The sequence below is a fragment of the Methanocalculus sp. MC3 genome, assembly GCF_054767395.1.
The window spans coordinates 1-21,228 of the sequence record NZ_BAABMP010000001.1; the positions used below are offsets into that span (position 1 = coordinate 1).

Here is a 21,228-nt window from a genome sequence, read left to right on the forward strand (position 1 = left end):
TGTTTCAGCTGCTCTCTTCAGGTACTCCGTATCTCCTCCGAATGATCCGGCTTCTTGATACATCCAGTGGCAATCCAAAATAGAGCCAAATTATCACTCTGTTCACTCTTTAAGAGCCAAAATAGCTCATTATTCCCATAGATCCGGTTTCCACTCGAAATAAAGGGGTTATATAAAATCCTGAAAATTCAGGTAACCCGCTGCTCTCTCATCCGATACAATCCGGTTGCCAGGAATCCCATTCCATCTGATCCCGCCAGATCCCATGTACCCACAATGCAGATCGTCCATCTGGCAGCCGATCCTTTCGTACAACAGATCCTGTCACATAAACATCTGATACATCTGTTTACTTCCGGTTCCATGTGACATCTCCAGTGGAAATAGTGGGGTTTAATATCCAGTAGTGAATCATATAGTCTCTGCTTCAGTGAGCGGTTCGATGGTTGATCCGTATCAGGGGATGTGATTATGAGTGGACGATGAAGGCAACAGATCAATGGGTCTTTTTAAAAAATACCTCGGAAACAATAAGATCTTCAAAAACCGTGAGATTCTCAGGCATAGCTACCGTCCGCAGACGCTTCCCCACCGGACACCCCAGATTGATTCCATCGCGGCGGTTCTTGCCCCCTCGCTGCATAATGAAACCCCTTCCAATATACTGATCTATGGCAAGACCGGAACCGGAAAGACGGCATCCGTCCGGTATGTCGGCGCCGAACTTGAGAATGCCGGAAGCCACTTAAACACCACCTGCCGCGTCGTCCACTTAAACTGCGAAGTGATCGATACCCAGTACCGGGTGCTTGCCCAGATAGCAAAACTCGTCGAGAATGTTGATGACCTCAGCTCTGACCGGACCAGGACTCATATCCCGATGACGGGTTGGCCGACCGATCAGGTTTATGCTGAACTGAAGAATATCCTGGAGAACTCAGGCGGGGTTCTTGTCATCATCCTCGACGAGATCGACAAGCTCGTCAAGAAGAGCGGGGATGAGACGCTCTATAACCTCACCAGGATCAATTCCGATCTCGAACGCTCCAAGGTCTGTATCATCGGTATCTCAAATGATCTCAGGTTCACCGATTTCCTTGATCCACGGGTCCTCTCCTCCCTCTCAGAGGAAGAGATCGTCTTCCCCCCCTATAACGCCCCCCAACTCGTTGATATCTTAAAACAGCGTGCAGATGATGCATTTGTCCCGGGAGCACTTGATGACAATGTCATCCCGCTCTGTGCGGCGCTTGCCGCGCAGGAGCATGGTGATGCCCGCCGTGCACTCGATCTCCTTCGTGTCTCAGGGGAGCTTGCCGATCGGGAGAGCGAAAGTTCGGTGACAGAGAAGCATGTCCGCCTGGCACAGGACAAGATCGAGACAGACAGCATGGTGGAATGCATCGCCACCCTCCCCACGCAGAGCAAGGTTGTCCTCTATGCGATGCTCCTCCTGTACCGGATCAACCAGAAGATCTTCACAAGCGGAGAAGTGATGCGGTTATACCGTGAGGTGACCCGTGAGATCTCCCTCGAAACCCTGACCCACCGCCGGGTGACCGATCTCATCAGTGAGTTAAATATGCTTGGTGTCATATCTACTCGTGTCATATCAAAGGGACGATATGGACGGACGAAAGAGATATCCTTCGATGCCTCAACCGATCGTATCTGGGATGTTGTCCTTAAGGATCCTCGTCTTGTAGAGCATAAAATCTCCAGATTTAATGAAGAGCAAGCCGGTAAACTCTTTAGGTGAATAGAGTATGGACGAAAAAAACAGGGAAATCCTAAGGGTTCTTGAATCCGATTCGCGGATTGGTACCAAGGACCTTGGAACGATGTTGAATCTGTCAACACATGATATTGCGACACGGATCGCCGGAATGGAGAAGGCCGGAATTATACGAAAGTATACTGCCGTCATCGACTGGAAGAAAGCAGGCGACGATGGCGTCACCGCAGTTGTTGAGGTGAAGGTCAGCCCGGAGAGCGAATTTGGGTATGACAGGATCGCAGACCGTGTTGCCAGGTTCCCTGAAGTGAAGTCGCTCCGGCTTGTCACCGGAAGCTATGATCTTCAGCTGATCGTCTGCGGCAGGACGATGCAGGAAGTCTCGGAGTTCGTCTCCGGCCAGATCGCCTCCCTCGAGAGCATCAGGGAGACGGTGACCCATATCGTAATGAAAACTTACAAGGAGTATGGCTGTGAGTTACAGAGAAGTGAAGGGGTTGAACGTCTCCCCTATAGTTTCTGAGAGGGGACGCAACCACCCGCAGAGGAGCTTTGTCTCAGAGCGGGCGGAGATGATTCCCCCCTCCGGGATCCGGAAGTTCTTTGATCTCCTCCTCACGATGAATGACGTGATCTCACTTGGTGTGGGTGAACCGGATTTCAATACCCCCTGGAACGTCTCCGTTGCCGGTATCGACTCGATCGAACGGGGTGCAACAGCATACACCTCCAACAAGGGCCTGGAAGAGCTCCGGGATCTCGTCTCATCGTACCTCATCTCGCGGTACGGGACGAGCTATGATCCACAGAATGAGATCATCATAACGGGCGGTGTCTCCGAAGGCCTTGATCTCGCCGTCAGGACGGTCGTTGATCCTGGTGACGAGGTTCTTGTTGCCGATCCCTGTTATGTCTCCTACAGCCCCTGTGTGATGCTGGCAGGCGGCATCCCGGTTCCACTCCCCTGCCCGGCTGAGGACGAGTTCCGGGTCACCCCGGAAGCCCTGATGGAGAGGATCACAAAGAAGACCAAAGTCGTGATGCTCAACTTCCCCAATAACCCGACAGGGGGGGTGATGAAGCAGGGGGATCTCGAAGCGATCAGTGATATCATCGTGGATCACGATCTCCTCCTCATCTCCGATGAGATCTATTCCGAACTCACCTATGAGGGCAGGCATGTCTCACCGGCATCGCTTGATTCCCTCTGGGAGCGGACAATCACCTTAAACGGGTTCTCAAAGGCATACTCGATGACCGGGTGGAGGGTCGGGTACTTCTGTGCACCTCCTGAGATCACGAGTGCAGCACTCAAGATCCACCAGTATGTGATGCTCTGCGCACCCACGATGTCCCAGTTTGCTGCAATCGAGGCGCTGAAACATGCAGAGGATTCAAAAGACCGGATGGTTGCCGAATTCCGGATGCGGCGAAACCTCTTTGTGGCGGGATTGAACAAAATCGGTCTTCCCTGCCACCTTCCAAAGGGCGCATTCTATGCATTCCCCTCGATCGAATCAACCGGCCTCTCGGATGAAGAGTTTGCCGAGCGGCTTCTGGTCGAAAAGCAGGTCGCGGTGGCTCCCGGCAGCGCATTCGGCCCGTCGGGTATAGGCCATATCAGATGTGCCTATGCGGTCTCACGGGATGATCTGAGTGAAGCGGTCAAGAGGATTGGGGAGTTTATAGAGTCGCTCTAAAACTCCGCTATCCTTTCTGATTATCCACAGTGCATCCTGAATAATCCAAAACCGCCCCAACCCTTTCTCATTGTATCCTCTCGTTACAGGGGATCCGGATCAGAGGTATAATTGGATCAGAGATCCAATGAGAGACTATGCTCGCCGAGCAGGAGATCATTGCCAGGTTCTGTGAAGCCGGCCATCTGGTCGATCCGACCGTCGTCTCCTACCTCAGGGAGCGGGGAGATCCGGCTCTTATCTCAGGTATTCTTGCCGGTATCAGGAAGGATTGCGCCGTTGTCCTCCCCTCACATATCCCTTCGCTCACCCCGAAGAGGGATGGGATCAGGTTCACCGCCGATCCCCTCCTTGAGGTGGTTGAGGGGATGGAAGGATCAGCCGGTCCGGTCCGGCAGATCGAGGATTATGTCTCCCTCTTCAGGAACCGGTACGATTGTCTTGGCTCTCTCATCAGGAAACGATCCGGTGCGATCCCGATCGAGGCTCTGACCCACTCCTCCAGGTTCCGCGACAGCGAGGTCACCATCATTGGTATTGTGATTGATGTGAAGTCGACTGCAAAAGGGCACCGGATCCTTGAACTGGAAGATCCAACCGGAACGATGCCGGTCCTCTTCAATAATGGAAGGGATGGTTTTTCCGATGCAGAGCGGATCGTCCCCGATGAGGTTATCGGGGTCCGGGGCAAACCCTCCCCTGAAGGGAAACTCTTCTATGCGGATCAGCTCTTCCGCCCTGATGTTCCGGTTCAGCATGCCCCCTATACCCCGAAAAATTCCGGGAAGGTGGCACTTATATCAGATATCCATATCGGATCCGATACCTTTCTCCAGGAGCCCTGGGAGCGGTTCTGTGACTGGATCTCTGCTGCTGATGATATCAGCTATCTCCTTGTTGCAGGTGATCTGGTTGACGGTATCGGCATCTATCCCGGACAGGAGAAAGAGCTGACCATCCCCAATATCTATGAACAATATGACCGGCTCGGCGAGATGCTCCAGACGCTCCCTTCCTCGCTTGGGATCGTCCTTGCACCCGGAAACCACGATGTTGTCCGGGGTGCAGAACCCCAGCCGGTGATTCCGCCTGAGTTCCGGTCACAGTATCCAAAGAACTGTACTTTTGTGGAGAACCCGGCCGCCGTCTCGATTCACGGTGCCCGTGTGCTGATGTACCATGGCAGGAGCATCGATGATCTGATCGGGATGATTCCGGGTGCCCGGTATGAGGCGCCGGCAGAGATGATGGAGGCGATGCTGAAACGTCGTCACCTTGCCCCGACGTACGGGCGGAGGACACCTGTGCTCGCAACCGAAAAAGACCGGCTCTTAATCGATCCCGTTCCCGAGATCCTCCATACCGGGCATGTCCATATCACCGGCATCTCCCGGTACCGGGGTGTCCTTGCGGTGAATGCCGGGGCCTGGCAGTCCCAGACCGCCTTCCAGAAGCAGATGAATATCAACCCGACCCCCGGCCAGGCGGTTGTCGTCGATCTCGAACAAATGGAGCCGCAGATCTACGACTTCCTCTCCTGATCTTCTCCTCTTCATCCGATTACCCATATCTCCTGATTTGAACCCCTCTCTTCTGCAATGCAGGTGATAATTCGGTTTAAATATCTGAATCATCAATAGACAATTCATTCATGAAGCTGTACCACCTTCTTTATCTCTGCCTGGTTCTTGCGGCTGTCATCATCATATTCCCCTCGCCGTTTCAGTCGGGGTTCCAATCAGCGGCTGTATCCACCTTCTCCCTTGCCGGAGACAGCCTTGCAGGGATGGATCAGGATACAATGGCAATCTCTTCATATTCCTATGCCCTTGGATTTGATGGGAATAATACCCAACTCCTGCAGAAGAAGGGCGAATGCCTGTATAAGCAGGGGGAGTACCTCGGAGCGGCGGACGTGTATTCCCTTGCCGCTATAATCGACCCGGATAACCCGGCATACCCGGTTGGAAGAGGGCGTGCCCTCCTTATGGCTGGCGATTCTGATGGTGCGCAGGAGTGCTTCAATGAAGCCCTCATCCGCGATCCCGCTGATCCCGATGCCCTCATGACACGGGCGTCTGCCCTCCTCTCCCAGGGGCGTTATCAGGAGGCGATTGTGGATCTCGATTTGCTGATCGCTGCAAACCCTGAAAATGCAGAGTTCAGGATGTACCGGGGAGATGCATACATGTTCATCACCATGAACCATGATGCGGATATGAGATCGATGAAAGGTGCAGACCAGATCATGAGCTCTGGCGGAGAACATGCACGGCTCGCATCAAATGCCTACCAGAAAGCCTCAGAGGATTATATGAAAGCGATGGAGCTCAATCCCCTTCTGACACCTGCGGTGGCAACCCGGATGATGGCGCAGGCAGAGAATCAGGTTGAAACATTTGGGATGATCCTCTCCTCCCTCTGAGCTTTCCCGCCATACATTATGCCCTCTGCGCGCCAGGTTTATTCTCCCGAATAAGAGTTCGTTGATAGACGTAATCAACCAGATAAATTCCATATGATATATAAGGTTCTCGTTCCTTCTTCTATGGAAGGCATACTGAACACATTGGAGGTACCTTAACTATGGATCTTATCTACCTGGCACCTGTTGCTGCCCTTATCGCCCTTGCATTTGCAGGGTACTCCTTCATGATGGTGAAGAGAGAGGGGACAGGAACAGAGGTGATGCAGAAGATCGCCGCCGCGATTCATCTCGGCGCGATGGTCTATCTGAACCGCCAGTACCGTGCAATTGCAGTTTTTGTCGTTGTGCTGGCGATTGTTTTGGCAATCGGAATATCACCCCTCACCGCAGCATGTTTCATCCTCGGTGCGGTTCTATCGGCAACCGCCGGATACATCGGAATGTATACGGCAACCGCAGCGAATGTGAGAACCACAAACGCCGCCCGCCGTGGTATTGCAGAGGCATTCAGGGTCTCATTCTCAAGCGGGTCTGTTATGGGAATGGCCGTTGTCGGGCTGGGTCTCTTTGGACTCTCTCTCGCTTATCTCGCCCTCTCCGCAATGGGTCTTCCCCAGGAGACTGTCCTCTCGACCGTAACAGGTTTTGGTCTTGGAGCATCCTCGATTGCACTCTTCGCCCGTGTCGGCGGAGGCATCTTCACAAAAGCAGCTGACGTTGGTGCAGATCTCGTCGGAAAAGTCGAGGCAGGCATCCCCGAGGATGACCCGAGAAACCCTGCCGTCATTGCAGACAATGTCGGTGACAATGTCGGCGATGTTGCCGGAATGGGTGCAGACCTCTATGAGAGCTATGTCGGCTCGATCATCGCTGCGATGGTGCTTGGTATCACCGCAGTCCATACTGAGATGTATGCCGGCCTCGACCCGATGCAGCTCGTCCTCCTCCCGATGATGATCGCCGCACTCGGTATCTTCTCGGCAATCATCGGTTCATTCTTTGTCAGGACAAACAAGACCGAGTCCAGCGCCATTCACATGGCATTCAACAAAGGCCTGATTGTTGCAATTATCCTTGTTGTGATCGCGACATACTTCCTCGTCACAACCCTGATTGGACCACAGTATGTTGGCATCTTCTATGCCGCAATTGCCGGTCTCGTCGCAGGATTTGCAATCGGTCTCATCACCGAATATTACACATCCTATGACAGGGCACCGACACTCTCGATCGCCAAATCCGCCCAGACCGGATCCGCAACAACAATCATCAGCGGATTTGCAAAAGGCATGGAATCGACCGTTTTCCCGGTCTTCTTCGTTTCAATTGCGATCATCATCTCCTACCAGTTTGCAGGCCTCTATGGTATTGCAATCGCCGCAGTCGGTATGCTCTCGACGCTTGGAATCTCCCTTGCCGTTGATGCATACGGCCCTGTCGCAGACAATGCCGGCGGTATTGCAGAGATGTCACATCAGGATCCAAAGGTCCGGAAGATCACCGACACCCTCGACGCAGTCGGAAACACCACCGCCGCAATCGGAAAGGGCTTTGCAATCGGCTCAGCAGCCTTAACAGCACTTGCCCTCTTCTCTGCATACACCCTTGCAGTCGGTCTTAACATCATCGATGTCACGAACCCGATGGTCTTCGTCGGCATGCTCATCGGTGCCATGCTTCCATTCCTCTTCTGCGCACTCACCATGACCGCAGTAGGAAAGGCAGCATTCGAGATTGTTCTCGAGGTACGCCGCCAGTTCAAGGAGATCCCCGGACTGATGGAGGAGAAGGCGGATCCGGATTACGCATCCTGTATCGCAATCTCCACAAACTCCGCACTCCGTGAGATGATCGCACCTGGCGTCCTCGCTGTTGCAGCACCGCTCCTTGTCGGATACTTCCTTGGCCCCGCGGCTCTTGGCGGTCTCCTTGCAGGATCCCTTGTTGCAGGGTTCTGCCTTGCAATCACCATGGCAAACGCCGGTGGTGCATGGGACAATGCAAAGAAATACATCGAACAGGGCAACTATGGTGGAAAGGGATCTGATGCCCACAAGGCAGCAGTCGTCGGCGACACCGTCGGTGACCCCTTCAAAGACACCTCAGGTCCTGCCATCAACATCCTGTTGAAGCTGATGGCGATGGTGGCACTCGTCTTTGCCCCGCTCCTCATCCTCGTCTGAGGATGATAGCCTCACTTTTTTTTCTCTCTTCTTACGATCTCCTGGAAAATCCTTGCAGATTGTGATCTTGTGCAGATTGCGAAAAAAATCGCAGTTATCGCCATCTATAAAGTCAGGAAAAGCATTAGGTTCTTTATCAGGATGTGACTGATATGAAAAAAACACTCATTCCTCTCCTCCTTCTTCTCCTCATCGGCCTCTCTGCCTCGGCAGGCTGCATGATGGCTGATTCCGGGTACCAGTCTGCACCGGTGATGACCGAGTCTGTTGTTGCCTATGACAGGAACATGGCAGCTGACTCAGCCGCAGCCTATCCCGATCAGAAGGTGATCAAGGATGGATGGATCCGCCTTCAGGCCCGTGATACGAGGGTCGCCTCCGAGGAGATCACCGCAATCGCAGCCCGTTACCATGGCCGTATCCAGTCACTCTCCCTCACCTCGGGCGGGATGAGTGATGGCCGCGAGCAGTTCTCCGCACATATCGTTCTCAGGGTGCCTTCGGATTCGTTCGATGCAGTGATGCAGGAGATCGAATCTGTCGGCACCCTTACCCAGCGTGAGGTAAAAAGCCGTGATGTGACAGCTGAATATACCGATCTCCATGCCGAGAAACGGGCTCTTGAGAACCAGGTGAACCGTCTCACCGAGATCCTTGACAAAGCAGAGACGGTTGAAGAGATCCTGAAGGTTCAGACTGCGATTGATTCTGCACAGCTGAACCTTGACCGGGTGACGGGCAGGCTGAAGCTGCTTGAGTCGCAGATCGATGAAGCGGCCATCACGGTCTCGATCAGGGAAGGGGAACCGCTTGGGATCGATTCAGGGTTCTCGATTACCAGTATCGTAAACACCGGCATTGCTGCGTTCCTCTTTATGATCGGGATCATTATCGTTGCCGTCTTTGCACTTCTCCCGCTTGTGGTAATCGGCGGGGTTGCCTGGTATATAGTGAAAAAGAGAAGAGGATAGGAGAAAAATCCTCTTATAATTTTATCGTCCGAAGCGCCATCCGCATCTCAAGGCTGAGATCAAAATTTTTCACAGAATGGGTGAGCCATCCCGAGGAGACGAGATCGATCTCGCATCCGGCATAGGATCCGGCACTTGCCGGGGTGATGCCCCCGGAGAGCTCCAGCCTGACACGCTCCCGAAGATCGCCGTCTTTGAGGAGCTGAATCGTCATCATCACCGTCTCCGGATCCATATTGTCGAGCATTATGATATCAGCACCAGCAGCAGCGGCAGTACATGCATCTTCAGGTGTCTCCGCCTCCACCTCGATCACCCGGTACTGCGATACGCTCCGTGCACGGGTTATCGCCTCTTCAATACCAACAAGAGCGAGGTGATTATCCTTGATCAGAACAGCATCTGAGAGGGAGTTCCTATGGGGGTCCCCTCCCCCGAGTATAATCGCTTTTTTGTCAAAGAAGCGAAGTCCCGGCGCAGTCTTTCTGGTTCCGGCGATACGTGCGCCCGGTATCACCGAATCGATCAGGGCAGAAAAGCGACGGGTAGCGGTTGCAATCCCGGACATCCTCCCCATGAGATTCAGCACTGTCCGTTCTGCAAGGAGTATGCCATGAACAGGTCCGGTAATATCGAGGATCTGCTGCCCCGGATCGATCCAGTCCCCATCACGTGCGAGGGCTCGTGCCTCAACTCCGCATTCGGCAAAGAGGAAGATCGCCTCCTCGAGCCCTCCGACAACCCCGGTCTCGCGGGAGAGGATCGCAGCCCTCCCCTCAGTATCCGGGATAATTGATCCGGTCGTGATATCGCCATAGGGTGCGTCTTCAGCAAGAAACCGCCGGAGTGATTCATTCTGTATCATGCACTCTTCTCCAAAACAGCCATCATTGCCTCGACCGCTTTTCTGGCAGGCACCGCGATTTCGTCAGGGATCTTCACCTCGTGAATACCATCACGCAGTGACCGATGGAGGTCTTCGATCGTCGTCTTCTTCATATCCTTGCAGATTGCCTCAGGATCGACATGGAACTGCCGGTCAGGGTGGAGTTTTTTGAGCCGGTAACCCATCTCCCGTTCGGTGCAGATGAACCATTCATCGCATTCACATGCATGCTGCACCATGCCGCCGGTTGATGCGATCAGATCAGAGTCTGCCTGAATCTTTGGGGGGCATTCGGGATGGCAGACGATCCGCCACCCTTTCGACCTCGCCTCCCGGATCTGATCCTCTGTGAAGGCGCAATGGACATAACAGTGCCCACCGGGCGGGAGCGGGATAATCCGCTTCTCTGGAATCTGTTTTTGTACAAAGGATGCAAGATTGGCATCCGGTCCAAAGAGGATCGTCTCTGCATCGAGTGACCGGACAACGGCTGCTGCATTTGCTGAAGTACAGGTGATATCTGCGGCCGCCTTCACCTCCACACTCGAGTTCACATAGACGACAACCGCAGCACCCGGATACTTCTCTCGTGCCTCGTGAACCATTTCGGGTGTGAGGAAGTCGGAGAGCGGGCACCCGGCATCAGGTGCAGGGAGCAGGACAGTCTTTTCCGGAGAGAGGAGTTTTGCAGTCTCTGCCATGAACCGGACTCCGCAGACGACAAGCACAGGTTCAGTTGCCCCTGCTGCTTTGATCGCGAGTTCAAGGCTGTCGCCGACGATATCCGCAACATCCTGGATCTCTGCTGGCTGGTAGTTATGGGCAAGGATAAGGGCGTTTCTGGCGATTTTTAACTTTTGTATTTCTTCCTGGATCGTCATGTTCCGATCACCAGCGGGTTATCGAGATTCTTTAACAGGGAGAGGATGGAGAGGGCGGCAAGGTAGCTTGTTGCAGGATTATCGGGGCTTGGCACATTCCTCACCCGGATATATGCATCGCCAAACTCACCTTCGATGAAGATCTCATGGGTGTTTCGATCAGCTTCAGGATCCACCCAGAGTTCAACATCAACCTCATGCCCAGCTGCTAACGTGAGTGCTTCTGAGACATTGGTGTTCTTTGGATAGTTCCTGATACATTCGGTGGCTTTTCCCGAGAAGATCATCATCGGTTTTTCAGCCTCAATATTGAGTGATCTTGGGCTCTTTGTTGTCCTGAGGAGGAAGGTGGAGATCCCCGATATCTGTCCGACCTTTATATTGTCCAGTCCCATCACCGCACCGGAGGGGATATAGATCTTCTTTCCCTTCTCTTTGGCCAGCGTGACAAGCTTCTCGCAGAAGGCTGAATCTGAGAGTGCACCGACACTCATCACCACAAAATCACGGCCTGAGAGAAGGATCCTCTCTCCGTACTCCTGCGCGGCTGTAACCGAGGCCGCCTCGACGACAATATCAAAACCGGCTGATAAAAATGCATTAAAATCTGTGAAAGGAAGGGCACCGGATGCAGCTGCAAGTTCGTCTGCCCTCCCCTCAATCTGGTCAAAGACTGCTATAATCGAGAAACCATTCTGGTTCTTCGCTATGATATGGCCGATATTCCCGCAACCAAGCAGCCCGATCCTGATCATTGGTATTGTTATTGCATTTTCCCGGTATAAACGGTTCTGATCCGGATCAAACCGGTAGTCATCCTGCTCTTCCCGGGGATGACAGATGGCTGGTTACCGCCATCTCTCTCCCATCTCTCTTTTATTGCTTCTTCTCTTTCTTTGCCCTCTTCTTCTCCTGCTTTTTACTCCTTTTCTTCTCTTTCTTTGCTCGCTTCTTCTCCTTCTTCTCCTTCTTTGCCCCTTTCTCCTCCTTTTTCTTCTCTTTCTCCCCGATATTCACGGTTTTGCCTGCTTTCTCCTGAATCCCGGCATGGATCATGACCAGCATCATCTTGAAACGTGTGGCCGGCTGTACCGCATGGGGAATCTTTGCGGGCATGATGATCATCTCACCCTCTCTCAGATAGTGGGAAGAACCGGCGATCGTAATCTCCGCCTCCCCGTCGAGAGCAAAAGCCAGAGCATCAAAAGGGGCTGTGTGCTCGGAGAGACCCTGCCCCTCGTCAAAGGCAAAGAGGGTGACAGTTCCCTCACGGCTCATGATCAGTGTCCGGCTTGCTATTGTATCCTCCTTGTAGATGACCATATCACGTGGCATGATCGTTCTTCCGATGATAGATTCCTTCTCACCTTCAGGCATACAGAATGGATGGATCTGCCATGGTATGAAGCTTATGGCATACCGCCACCACTCTGTGTATTCAGCAATATGCGGCTATATAGGTCTTAAAATTGGATATTTAGATCAGAATGGATTCCAATTGAGGTTTCCCTCCTATTGGTGCCGTCCCCAGAATAATGATATTTAAATGTTGCGTACATAAATCCATGAAAATCGCTCGAAATCAGAATCAGGATTATTATATTAATTATTCCGTTCATTTTAAGGAATATGGTATCATAGTACTCTGGTGAGTTGAAATAATTATGGAATTATCTACCCGAATACCAAAACAAAACGAAGACTATACAGATATAGACCATGATGCACCCCAGTGGAAAGACTGGAGATGGCAGATTGCCCATACGGTCCGGGATCTGAATACCGTTGAGAAGGTGCTTGGAATCACGTTTCCGCCTGAAGAGCGGAAGAAGCTTGAAGAGACGATACAAAAATTCCCCCTCGCGGCAACCCCCTATTACCTCTCCCTGATCAAAACAGAAGACTATGCCCAGGATCCTGTCTTTCTCCAGTCAATTCCAAGACCCGACGAGCTGATCGTTGAAGAGTGTGAACTTGAGGATCCACTGGCAGAGGATAGCGACAGCCCGGTTCCCGGGATCACCCACCGCTATCCTGATCGGGTTCTCTTCCTCGTCTCAAATGTCTGTGCGATGTACTGCCGCCACTGTACGCGGAAGCGGCGTGTCGGCGACCGTGACCGTGTCCCGACATGGGAGGAGATGGAAGCAGGCATCGCCTATATCCGTGAACATCCCGAGGTCCGGGACGTCCTCCTCTCCGGCGGTGATCCCCTGATGCTCCCCGATGAGCTGATTGACCGTATCCTGACCGAACTCAGGGCAATACCTCATGTTGAGGTGATCCGGATCGGATCCAGAACTCCGGTTGTCCTCCCCTTCAGGATCACCGATAAACTCGTCTCTGTCCTGAAGAAGCACCAGCCGATCTGGCTGAACACCCACTTCAACCATCCGCAGGAGATCACCCCGACAGCCGAGCGGGCACTGGCAAAACTTGCCGATGCCGGAATTCCGCTCGGCAACCAGTCGGTCCTCCTTGCGGGTGTGAATGACTGCCCGAGGATCATGAAGGCGCTCGTCCAGAAACTGGTGAAAAACCGGGTCCGGCCATACTACCTCTACCAGTGCGACCTCTCAGAAGGTCTCTCGCATTTCAGAACCCCGGTCGGGAAGGGGATCGAGATCATCGAGAACTTAATCGGCCATACCAGCGGATTTGCCGTTCCCACCTATGTGATAGATGCACCCGGTGGCGGTGGAAAGATCCCGGTGATGCCCACCTATCTTATATCATATTCGACCAACAAGGTGATTCTCAGGAACTATGAAGGTGTGATCACAACCTACCGGGAGCCGGATCACTATACCACGATCTTCTGTGATCGCAACTGCAAGGATTGCTCACTCCAGCTGAACCTGAAAGGGGGCGAAGAGCAGCATGTTGTTGGTATTGCCCGGCTCCTCTCGGATTATGACGAGGCAACAGCCCTTGTTCCTGTAGATTCGGAACGGATGGCACGGAGAGATGACGAAGAGGAGTGATCCGGTAATCAGGGTTGGGGCGAGCATCATCCAGCATGGGCCCCACAACAACCGGATATATCTGATGCGGCTGGATCCGGATGACTGCGATCGCGTACTCAGATGGATCGAAGAGACGCTCGAAACAGAAAGGTACAGCAAAGTCTTTGCCAAAGTTCCCGCAACCTCTGCCCCGGCATTCCTGAAGGAAGGCTTCACCGTAGAGGCTGAAATCCCGGGTTTCTATCCTGATGGTACAGCCTGCTTCTTCCTGGGAAAGTACACCGATCCTGCACGGCAGAAGTACAATGGATCGGGGGTTTCAGAAACACTTGAGATCTCGTGGCAACGTGCAGGAACCGGCCATCCACCCCTGCAGGAAGGATTTTCTATCAGGGAGGCGTCCGGATCAGATGCAAAATCGCTTGCAGAGATCTATGCTTCGGTCTTTCCAACATATCCGTTCCCAATTGATGATCCGGATTATATCTCTGATCTGATTGTGAGCGGGGATGTCCGGTTCTTCCTCCTCCTTTATGGGGATGAGATCGTGGCTGTTTCGTCGGCTGAACTTGATTTCCTCTCAAAAACGGTCGAGATGACCGATTTTGCCACCCTCCCCTCTGCACGGGGGGCAGGTGCTGCCGGTGCCCTCCTTGCCCATATGGAAGGAAACGTCTTCAAGGATGGCTTCCATCTTGCCTATACGATCTGCCGGGGTGAGGAGCCTCCGGTGAATATCCTCTTTGCACGGGGAGGGTACCACTATGCAGGCACCCTGCCGAATAATACCCAGATTGGGGGAGGATTCGAGAGCATGAATGTCTGGTACAAGCCTCTCACTTCTGGCTCTTTGTAGCATTCACCAGACTCATTCCATCATCAAGGGTGGCGACCATATCACCGACATAGGTCTCGTTTGAGAGTCCGATCAGATCCATCGCACCTGTAAAGATCCCGATGAGCTCATTTGCGAGTTCAACAAGCCATTCGACAAATTGCATCATCGAATCAGCCGATCCAAGGGGGGCAGTGGGGTACTCTGCTGCCGAAGCGGTTATGGCACCAATTGGGGAGAAGAGGAGGATGATGGCGATAATGATCAATTCCCTTTTCATAGAATACAACTGATCTCTCCGACAGCATAATACAATTGCCTGCAAAGGATGAGAAAAACAGGCTATCAATAGTATTATCATACCTAAATCCTCAACTACCATTAAATGGCAGATGCGAACCCGAAATCATCTCCTATAAGCATCCTTTACGTTGATGATGAGCCCGCGCTCCTTGAAACCTGCACGCTCTATCTTCAGGAGTATAATGACCTCACCGTAACCACCTGCCAGAGTGCCGTGGAGGCGATCGATCTTCTCAGGACACGATCGTTCGATGTAATCGTTGCAGATTACGATATGCCGGAGATGGATGGGATCGCTCTTTTAAAACAGATCAGAAAAGAGGGGAATAAAACCCCGTTCATCATCTTCACCGGAAAAGGGTGTCAGGAGGTGGTGATTGAGGCGCTCAATTGCGGAGCGGACTTTTACATTCAGAAGATCGGAGAGCCTTCCTTTATCTTCCATGATCTCTCCAGGAAGGTGAGGTATGCAGTTGGCAGAATGAGAAGCGAGATCGCCAGGAAAGAGAGTGATGAGCGGTACCGTGCCGTTGTCGAGAGCCAGAATGACTTTATCTGCCGTTTTCTCCCTGATGGCACGCACCTCTTTGTGAATGATGCATACTGCCGCTACTTCGGACTTGATCGTAAATCTCTCATCGGAAACCGGTTTATGCCGGTGATCCATCCCGGTGATCGTGACAGGGTTAAGGGATTCCTCTCCCAACTCACAAAAGAAAACCCGGCCGGATCCATCGATCAGCGGATCATCATGCCTGATAACAAAGTGCTCTGGCAGCAATGGAATACCAGGGCAATCTTTGATGAAGATGGGCAGATCATTGAATATCAGTCAGTTGGCAGGGATAAAACCTACGAGAAAGAGACTGAAGAGCTTCTGTCCAGGAATGCAGAACGTGCAAAAAGGCAGAGGAAGGCGATCGCGGATCTTGCCCTTGATGACGCAATCCTCTCCGGGGATATGGAGGCTGCCCTGACGAAGATCACGAAGATCGTATCAGAGACACTTGAAACCAGAAGGGTGGGAATATGGACTTTTTCAAAGGACGGCTCCCTTCTCCAATGCCTCTCACTTTATGATGCAGAAGAGAAGAGACAGAATAATGAGATAACTCTGAAGACAGATGGATATCCTCGTTACTTTGATACTTTGAGGAGAAAGCACAGGCTCTGCGTTGAGGATGCCTCCTCGGATTCAAGGGTCAGTGAACTGAAGGATGGCTACCTTGCCCCTCTTGGGATCTCTACCATGCTTGATGTCGGTATTCTGAAGGATGGCAGCCTGATCGGTATCCTCTGTCTTGAAGATACAGGAGCTCCGCGGAGATGGCATGTGGATGAGGAGGGGTTTGCCATTATTGCCGCATCCCTTATCGCACAGCTCTTTGAAGGTGCTGAACGGAGGCAGGCAGAAGAGGCGCTGCGGGAGAGCGAGGAGCGTTTCAGGAGCCTTGCCGAGCATGCCGAGGATATTATATATCGGATCGATCTGCTGCCGGAGATTCATTTTACCTACGTGAACCCCGCTATAGAAGAGGTATCCGGATATGCCCCCCAGGATTATTATGATGATCCCGGGCTTGCAACGAGGATTATTCATCCTGATGATCGCCCCCTCCTCGAGTCGTCCCTCTCCGAAGAGTCATCCGGGATACCCAGCAGATTCCGCTGGATTAGAAAGGATGGTGAGGTGATCTGGATCGAACAGCGGATTGTCCCGATTCATGATAAGGAAGGTGCCCGGATTGCAATCGAAGGAATTATACGTGATATTACCGGGATAAGGCAGGCAGAGCAGGAGGCGCTTCTTGAGACCGATACACGCTATCGGTCACTCTTTTCCTCCATGCATGACGGCTATGCCCATCTTCAGCTGATCAGGGATTTTGATGGAAAACCATCAGATCTCAGGATAATTGAACTAAACCTCGCGATGGAGACGATCACCGGTCTTTCCGGTGATGAGGCTATCGGCAAAACTCTCCTTGAGGCACTCCCGAATCTTGAAAAAGCCTGGATAGAACGGTTTCATGCAACAGCAGATTCCGGTGAGCCTCATATGGCTGAATACCATCATCCGGGGCTGGATACCGACTATGAGGTACTGGTTTACAGCCCGGGAAGAGGAGAATGTGCCCTCCTCTTCCATGATATCACCGAGAAGAAGAAGCGGGAGGAAGAGATGGTACAATCACTCCGGGAGAAGGAGACTCTCCTTAAAGAGATCCACCATCGTGTCAAGAACAATATGCAGGTGATCTCAAGCCTCCTCATGCTTCAGAGAGAGAATATGCCGGATCCAATGATGCGTGAACTCTTCAGGGAGAGTGAGAACCGTGTCTTCTCAATCGCACTTGTTCATGAAAAGCTCTATAGGTCAGAGAATCTCTCCCGTATTCATTATGGCGAGTACCTTGAGATGATGGGGGATCATATTCTGGCTTCACGGAATATCAGCTCTGAGATGATCACCCTGAAGATTGATGCATCTGATATCTATCTTCCAATCGATAATGCAGTCCCTCTCAGCCTGATCACCAATGAACTTCTGACAAACTCCTTAAAGCATGCGTATCCTGATGGAAGGAAGGGAACCATCAGGATCAATCTTCAGAAGAAAGGGGGAGATATCCTGTACCAGTTCAGTGATGATGGGATTGTTTTTCCGGATGAAATTGACTTTCAGAATACCACAACACTCGGGATGGAGCTTGTGAACAACCTTGTCATGCAGCTGATGGGCAAAATCTCGTTGTATCGTGACGGGGGAACCAGATTTGAGATCATCTTTCCCCTCAAACCCAATGGAGAGGATGAAGAATGAGTGAAGCAATCATAATGATCGTTGAAGATGAAGCCGTAACCGCAATGGCTTTGAAGAGAAGCCTGACGAATATGGGTTATTCGGTCTGCGGGTTTTTTCCAACAGGGGAACAGGCCGTAACGAAGGCAGCTGAACTGAAGCCTGACCTGATCCTGATGGATATCAAGCTTGCAGGGAAGATGACAGGTATCAATGCAGCCGCAGAAATCCGGGCAACAAGCACAGTTCCTGTCATTTACCTGACGGCATTTTCAGATGATCGGGTGGTGAATGCCGCAAAGGTGACCGGGCCGTTTGGCTATATCCTGAAGCCGGTCCGGGAGCAGGAGCTGAAGACGACCATCGAGACGGCATTGTACAAGCATGCGATGGATATGAACCTGAGGGAGCATCAGGAGACGATTCGTGTCCTTCTGAATGCAACGCCGGATATACACTTCTTAATCGATACTGAGAAATCGATCCTCATGGCAAACCAGGCTCTTGCAAAAAAAGCGGGAAAAACGGTGAAAGAGCTTGTTGGTTCAAATGTGTACGATCTGGTCTCCTCCGGCTACCTCTCCCCCAGGATGGCCGGCCATTCATTACAGCCCGGACAGAGCAAAGGAGAGTTATTTATCGAGCAGTTGAACGAGCACTGGTATGACGTCGGGATCTATCCTATCGCAAGTCCTAAAGGCACCATAACAAAATATGCGGTTCATATCCATGATATCACCCGAATAAAGGTGATGGAAGAGAAACTAAGGCAGAATGAAGAGTTTTTCAAGTCTATCATCGACGATGTTGCGGATGTTATCGTTATCCTGAATGATGATGGCACACTCCGGCAAAAAAGCCCTTCACTGAACAGATACCTCGGATATTCGGAAGATACGATCCCGGGAATGAGGCTCTGGAATTATATTCATGATGACAGCCTTGCGGTAATCGAGAAGCTCTTTCATGATCTCGGGAAAAACCCGCTTGGCGTTCAGCCCTTCTCTCTGGTCTTCAGATCAGCTGATGGAAAGCCGGTTTATATCCGGGGAATCCTCAGTGATCATTCCGATGATGCCGATTACCTCTTTGATGGTCTGGTGCTGACCGGATGGGTGAGAAAAGAGCAGAAATAATCGGATCTGAATCATTTGAAAAGATAGTATTATTTCCTGTGAATGCTGAAATCGTCTCTATGCCAAACTCCGTGGATTCTCCGATCAGGATTCTGTATGTTGATGACGAACCGGGGCTCCTGATCATCGGTAAAAAACATCTGGAGAAGAGCGGGGAGTTTCTGGTTATTGGTTGCGAGAGTGCCCTTGATGCGATAGCTCTCCTGAAAAAAGAGCACTATGATACGATCATCTCGGATTTTCAGATGCCAAAATGCGATGGCATCTCTTTTCTGAAATATCTTCGGGAGAAGGGAGATGAGACGCCCTTCATCATTCTGACGGGAAAGGGCCGGGAAGAGGTGGTGATCGAAGCACTGAACAATGGAGCAGACTTCTATCTTGAAAAGGGTGGAGATCTGAGGGCACAGTTTGCTGAACTCATCAATATTATCAGGTACGCTACATCAAAAAAGAGGAGTGAGGATGCACTCAGGGAGAGTGAGGAGCGGTATAGGAATGTCGTCGAAGATCAGACCGAACTGATCTGCCGGTTTGCTGCAGATGGAAGAGTACTCTTTACAAATGATGCCTATTGCCGGTATTTCGGGGTTCCCTGCAAAGAAATCGTCGGGAGCAGGTTCAAGCCGGTGATTCATCCGGATGATTCAGGGAAGGTTTATCGTCTCTTCTCTTCGCTCACACAGGCTAAACCGAATGGAACTATTGACCAGCGGACGATCATGCCTGACGGACGTATCCTCTGGCAGCGATGGGACACAAGGGCGATCTTTGATGAAAATGGTTCAATACGGGAATTCCAGTCTGTCGGGCGGGATATCACCGATCTGATGGAACGGGATATGGAACTGAAGAGGGCGAATGAAGAGATCCTTGCTGCATACGAGCAACTGACAGCGATTGAAGAGGAACTGCGGGTACAGTACGATGAGCTGAAGACAACCGAAACTGCTCTTCTGAAGAGCGAGGGTCTTCAGCGGCTTATCCTGCAATCGCTTCCTGATTTTCTGATCAGGTTTGATCGGGAAGGGACATATCTTGACATCCTCAATTATCAGGAAGATCTCCTGATTCTCCCAAAAGACGAAGTGATCGGCCGCCGGGTAACAGATGTGATATCCGGGGAGATTGGAGTTCAGATGATTCAGGGGGTCCGATCGGCAATTGACAGAAATGAATTACAGACCCTGGAATACACCCTCCCTGTCCCGGCGGGAATATGCCATTTTGAAGCAAGGATTGTTCCCTACACAGAGAATGAAGTGATTGCTCTTATTCGTGATATTACTGATAAAAGGAAAGCAGAGGAAGCGGTTATTGAGAGTGAGAAACGCTACCGCTCACTTTTTGAGACCATGCACGATGGATATGCCCTCCACCGGGTGGGTGCTGATCCGGATGATGGTTGTGCCGCTATTTATGTCCTCGATGCCAATCCCTCTTTTGAAATGCTGATTGGAGAGCCTCGCGATAAGGTTGTTGGGAAGTTGCTCACCGAAGTCATTCCTGATGCAGATCCGCATCTCTTCGAACAGATTGTACACACAGCTAAAACCGGAGAATCTGCGGTCTTTGAGATCCGGTTGAATGATCCCGTGCGCTACGTTTTCGTCTCTGTTTACAGCCCGGGAGCAGGTGAGTGTGCCACACTCTTCCAGGATATCACAGAAAAGAAGATGCGGGATGAAGAGACGAAACAATCTCTCAGGGAAAAAGAGATCCTCTTAAAAGAGATCCATCACCGCGTGAAAAATAACATGCAGGTGATCTCAAGCCTGCTGATGCTCCAGAAAGAGACGATCCCCGATCCTGAGATGCGGGAGCTCTTCTCCCAGAGCGAGAGCAGGGTTTATTCGATCGCCCTTGTTCACGAGAAACTCTACCAGTCAGAGAATCTCTCACGGATTGAGTATGGGGAATACCTCTCCATGATGGGGGAGTACATCTTCTCATCCCGCCAGGTGAGGGTCGGGACGATTGCCCTTGATATCCATGCAGATGATATTTACCTCTCAATCGACAAGGCCGTCCCGCTCAGCCTGATCACAAATGAATTACTGACGAATTCACTGAAACATGCCTTTCCCGATGGCAGGAAGGGAACCATTACAATTCGTGTGGAGAAGAAGGAGAATACAATCACATACCGGTTTTCTGATGATGGAATCGGGTTTCCAGCCGATCTCGACTTTGAGAATACCCAGACGCTCGGGATGCAGCTCATCACAAGCCTTGTGAACCAGCTGCTTGGGACGATAAATCTCAGGCGGGAGAAGGGCACTGCCTATGAGATCGTATTTCCGGTTGATCCGGATGGGGAAGAGTCCGGGGATTCAGAAGAAGAGAAGGCCGTTCAAACCGCTGGATTACAGAATAAATAGTATTATTTCTACTCACACCG

The 21,228-nt window shown here is 51.7% G+C and carries 17 protein-coding genes; 12 read left to right on the plus strand and 5 right to left on the minus strand.

Features of this window, described 5'->3' with window-relative positions; translation table 11 throughout:
- Positions 1–475: 475 nt before the first annotated feature.
- The 7 genes from ACYUBO_RS00005 to ACYUBO_RS00035 all read left to right on the plus strand — a co-directional run bounded on the left by ACYUBO_RS00005 (position 476) and on the right by ACYUBO_RS00035 (position 9,017).
- Positions 476–1,759 (plus strand): ORC1-type DNA replication protein, encoded by a 1,284-nt coding sequence (locus tag ACYUBO_RS00005; RefSeq protein ID WP_460371398.1) that lies wholly within the window; start codon positions 476–478, stop codon positions 1,757–1,759.
- Between the two features lie 7 nt (positions 1,760–1,766).
- Entirely contained in the window at positions 1,767–2,258 is a 492-nt protein-coding gene (locus ACYUBO_RS00010) for an Lrp/AsnC family transcriptional regulator (protein WP_300331303.1), read from the plus strand.
- Positions 2,259–2,307: 49 nt separating this feature from the next.
- Complete coding sequence (locus tag ACYUBO_RS00015) at positions 2,308–3,435, plus strand: aminotransferase class I/II-fold pyridoxal phosphate-dependent enzyme (RefSeq protein WP_460372412.1); 1,128 nt, start codon at positions 2,308–2,310, stop codon at positions 3,433–3,435.
- 137 nt (positions 3,436–3,572) lie between these two features.
- Positions 3,573–4,976 carry a DNA-directed DNA polymerase II small subunit gene (locus ACYUBO_RS00020; RefSeq protein ID WP_460371400.1) on the plus strand — a complete coding sequence of 468 codons (1,404 nt, stop codon included), beginning with the start codon at positions 3,573–3,575 and terminating at the stop codon, positions 4,974–4,976.
- Positions 4,977–5,086: 110 nt separating this feature from the next.
- Positions 5,087–5,860, plus strand: a complete 774-nt coding sequence (locus ACYUBO_RS00025; RefSeq protein WP_460371402.1) for a tetratricopeptide repeat protein — start codon at positions 5,087–5,089, stop codon at positions 5,858–5,860.
- Positions 5,861–6,021: 161 nt separating this feature from the next.
- On the plus strand, positions 6,022–8,046 hold the full coding sequence (locus ACYUBO_RS00030) for a sodium-translocating pyrophosphatase (protein ID WP_460371404.1): 2,025 nt from the start codon (positions 6,022–6,024) through the stop codon (positions 8,044–8,046).
- Between the two features lie 152 nt (positions 8,047–8,198).
- Positions 8,199–9,017, plus strand: a complete 819-nt coding sequence (locus tag ACYUBO_RS00035; RefSeq protein WP_460371406.1) for a DUF4349 domain-containing protein — start codon at positions 8,199–8,201, stop codon at positions 9,015–9,017.
- A gap of 13 nt (positions 9,018–9,030) precedes the next feature.
- Here ACYUBO_RS00035 and nadC read toward each other — a convergent pair whose 3' ends face one another.
- From nadC to ACYUBO_RS00055, 4 genes are all read right to left on the minus strand, one after another.
- Positions 9,031–9,882, minus strand: coding sequence for a carboxylating nicotinate-nucleotide diphosphorylase (gene nadC, locus ACYUBO_RS00040; protein WP_460371408.1), 852 nt, complete (start codon positions 9,880–9,882; stop codon positions 9,031–9,033).
- Positions 9,879–10,784: a quinolinate synthase NadA gene (gene nadA / locus ACYUBO_RS00045; RefSeq protein WP_460371410.1), complete on the minus strand. Its 906-nt coding sequence runs from the start codon at positions 10,782–10,784 to the stop codon at positions 9,879–9,881. Before nadA ends, nadC begins: the two co-directional genes overlap by 4 nt.
- Entirely contained in the window at positions 10,781–11,539 is a 759-nt protein-coding gene (nadX, locus tag ACYUBO_RS00050) for an aspartate dehydrogenase (protein WP_460371412.1), read from the minus strand. Before nadX ends, nadA begins: the two co-directional genes overlap by 4 nt.
- Positions 11,540–11,660: 121 nt before the next feature.
- Entirely contained in the window at positions 11,661–12,161 is a 501-nt protein-coding gene (locus tag ACYUBO_RS00055; protein WP_460371414.1) for a cupin domain-containing protein, read from the minus strand.
- Positions 12,162–12,448: 287 nt separating this feature from the next.
- Between ACYUBO_RS00055 and kamA the strand changes: the two genes are divergently transcribed.
- Both kamA and ablB read left to right on the plus strand, forming a co-directional pair.
- Positions 12,449–13,768 (plus strand): lysine 2,3-aminomutase, encoded by a 1,320-nt coding sequence (gene kamA, locus ACYUBO_RS00060; protein ID WP_460371416.1) that lies wholly within the window; start codon positions 12,449–12,451, stop codon positions 13,766–13,768.
- Entirely contained in the window at positions 13,752–14,606 is an 855-nt protein-coding gene (gene ablB / locus ACYUBO_RS00065; RefSeq protein WP_460371418.1) for a putative beta-lysine N-acetyltransferase, read from the plus strand. The genes kamA and ablB overlap by 17 nt, the downstream gene beginning before the upstream one ends.
- On the opposite strand, the gene ACYUBO_RS00070 is transcribed toward ablB, so the two are convergent.
- The gene (locus tag ACYUBO_RS00070) at positions 14,587–14,865 is read right to left on the minus strand and encodes a hypothetical protein (RefSeq protein WP_460371420.1); all 279 of its coding nucleotides are present in this window, start codon (positions 14,863–14,865) and stop codon (positions 14,587–14,589) included. The two genes, ablB and ACYUBO_RS00070, sit on opposite strands and share 20 nt — an antisense overlap.
- A 105-nt stretch (positions 14,866–14,970) precedes the next feature.
- On the opposite strand from ACYUBO_RS00070, the gene ACYUBO_RS00075 reads away from it, so the two are divergent.
- Genes ACYUBO_RS00075 through ACYUBO_RS00085 form a run of 3 tightly spaced genes read left to right on the plus strand, consistent with a single transcriptional unit; the run spans position 14,971 to position 21,208 of the window.
- Complete coding sequence (locus ACYUBO_RS00075) at positions 14,971–17,712, plus strand: PAS domain S-box protein (RefSeq protein ID WP_460371422.1); 2,742 nt, start codon at positions 14,971–14,973, stop codon at positions 17,710–17,712.
- Positions 17,709–18,827: a response regulator gene (locus ACYUBO_RS00080; protein WP_460371424.1), complete on the plus strand. Its 1,119-nt coding sequence runs from the start codon at positions 17,709–17,711 to the stop codon at positions 18,825–18,827. The genes ACYUBO_RS00075 and ACYUBO_RS00080 overlap by 4 nt, the downstream gene beginning before the upstream one ends.
- A gap of 59 nt (positions 18,828–18,886) precedes the next feature.
- A complete protein-coding gene (locus ACYUBO_RS00085; RefSeq protein ID WP_460371426.1) occupies positions 18,887–21,208 on the plus strand; it encodes a PAS domain S-box protein in 2,322 nt (773 codons plus the stop codon).
- Positions 21,209–21,228: the final 20 nt, after the last annotated feature.

Excerpts from the sequence above, each read along its gene's own strand:
- ACYUBO_RS00020 (WP_460371400.1), top strand. The coding sequence starts at position 3,573 with ATGCTCGCCGAGCAGGAGATCATTGCCAGGTTCTGTGAAGCCGGCCAT.
- ACYUBO_RS00075 (WP_460371422.1), top strand. The coding sequence starts at position 14,971 with ATGGCAGATGCGAACCCGAAATCATCTCCTATAAGCATCCTTTACGTT.
- ACYUBO_RS00015 (WP_460372412.1), top strand. The coding sequence starts at position 2,308 with ATGATTCCCCCCTCCGGGATCCGGAAGTTCTTTGATCTCCTCCTCACG.
- nadC (WP_460371408.1), bottom strand. The coding sequence starts at position 9,882 with ATGATACAGAATGAATCACTCCGGCGGTTTCTTGCTGAAGACGCACCC.
- nadX (WP_460371412.1), bottom strand. The coding sequence starts at position 11,539 with ATGATCAGGATCGGGCTGCTTGGTTGCGGGAATATCGGCCATATCATA.
- ACYUBO_RS00055 (WP_460371414.1), bottom strand. The coding sequence starts at position 12,161 with ATGCCTGAAGGTGAGAAGGAATCTATCATCGGAAGAACGATCATGCCA.
- ACYUBO_RS00070 (WP_460371420.1), bottom strand. The coding sequence starts at position 14,865 with ATGAAAAGGGAATTGATCATTATCGCCATCATCCTCCTCTTCTCCCCA.
- ablB (WP_460371418.1), top strand. The coding sequence starts at position 13,752 with ATGACGAAGAGGAGTGATCCGGTAATCAGGGTTGGGGCGAGCATCATC.
- kamA (WP_460371416.1), top strand. The coding sequence starts at position 12,449 with ATGGAATTATCTACCCGAATACCAAAACAAAACGAAGACTATACAGAT.
- ACYUBO_RS00085 (WP_460371426.1), top strand. The coding sequence starts at position 18,887 with ATGCCAAACTCCGTGGATTCTCCGATCAGGATTCTGTATGTTGATGAC.
- ACYUBO_RS00030 (WP_460371404.1), top strand. The coding sequence starts at position 6,022 with ATGGATCTTATCTACCTGGCACCTGTTGCTGCCCTTATCGCCCTTGCA.
- ACYUBO_RS00080 (WP_460371424.1), top strand. The coding sequence starts at position 17,709 with ATGAGTGAAGCAATCATAATGATCGTTGAAGATGAAGCCGTAACCGCA.
- ACYUBO_RS00010 (WP_300331303.1), top strand. The coding sequence starts at position 1,767 with ATGGACGAAAAAAACAGGGAAATCCTAAGGGTTCTTGAATCCGATTCG.
- nadA (WP_460371410.1), bottom strand. The coding sequence starts at position 10,784 with ATGACGATCCAGGAAGAAATACAAAAGTTAAAAATCGCCAGAAACGCC.
- ACYUBO_RS00025 (WP_460371402.1), top strand. The coding sequence starts at position 5,087 with ATGAAGCTGTACCACCTTCTTTATCTCTGCCTGGTTCTTGCGGCTGTC.
- ACYUBO_RS00035 (WP_460371406.1), top strand. The coding sequence starts at position 8,199 with ATGAAAAAAACACTCATTCCTCTCCTCCTTCTTCTCCTCATCGGCCTC.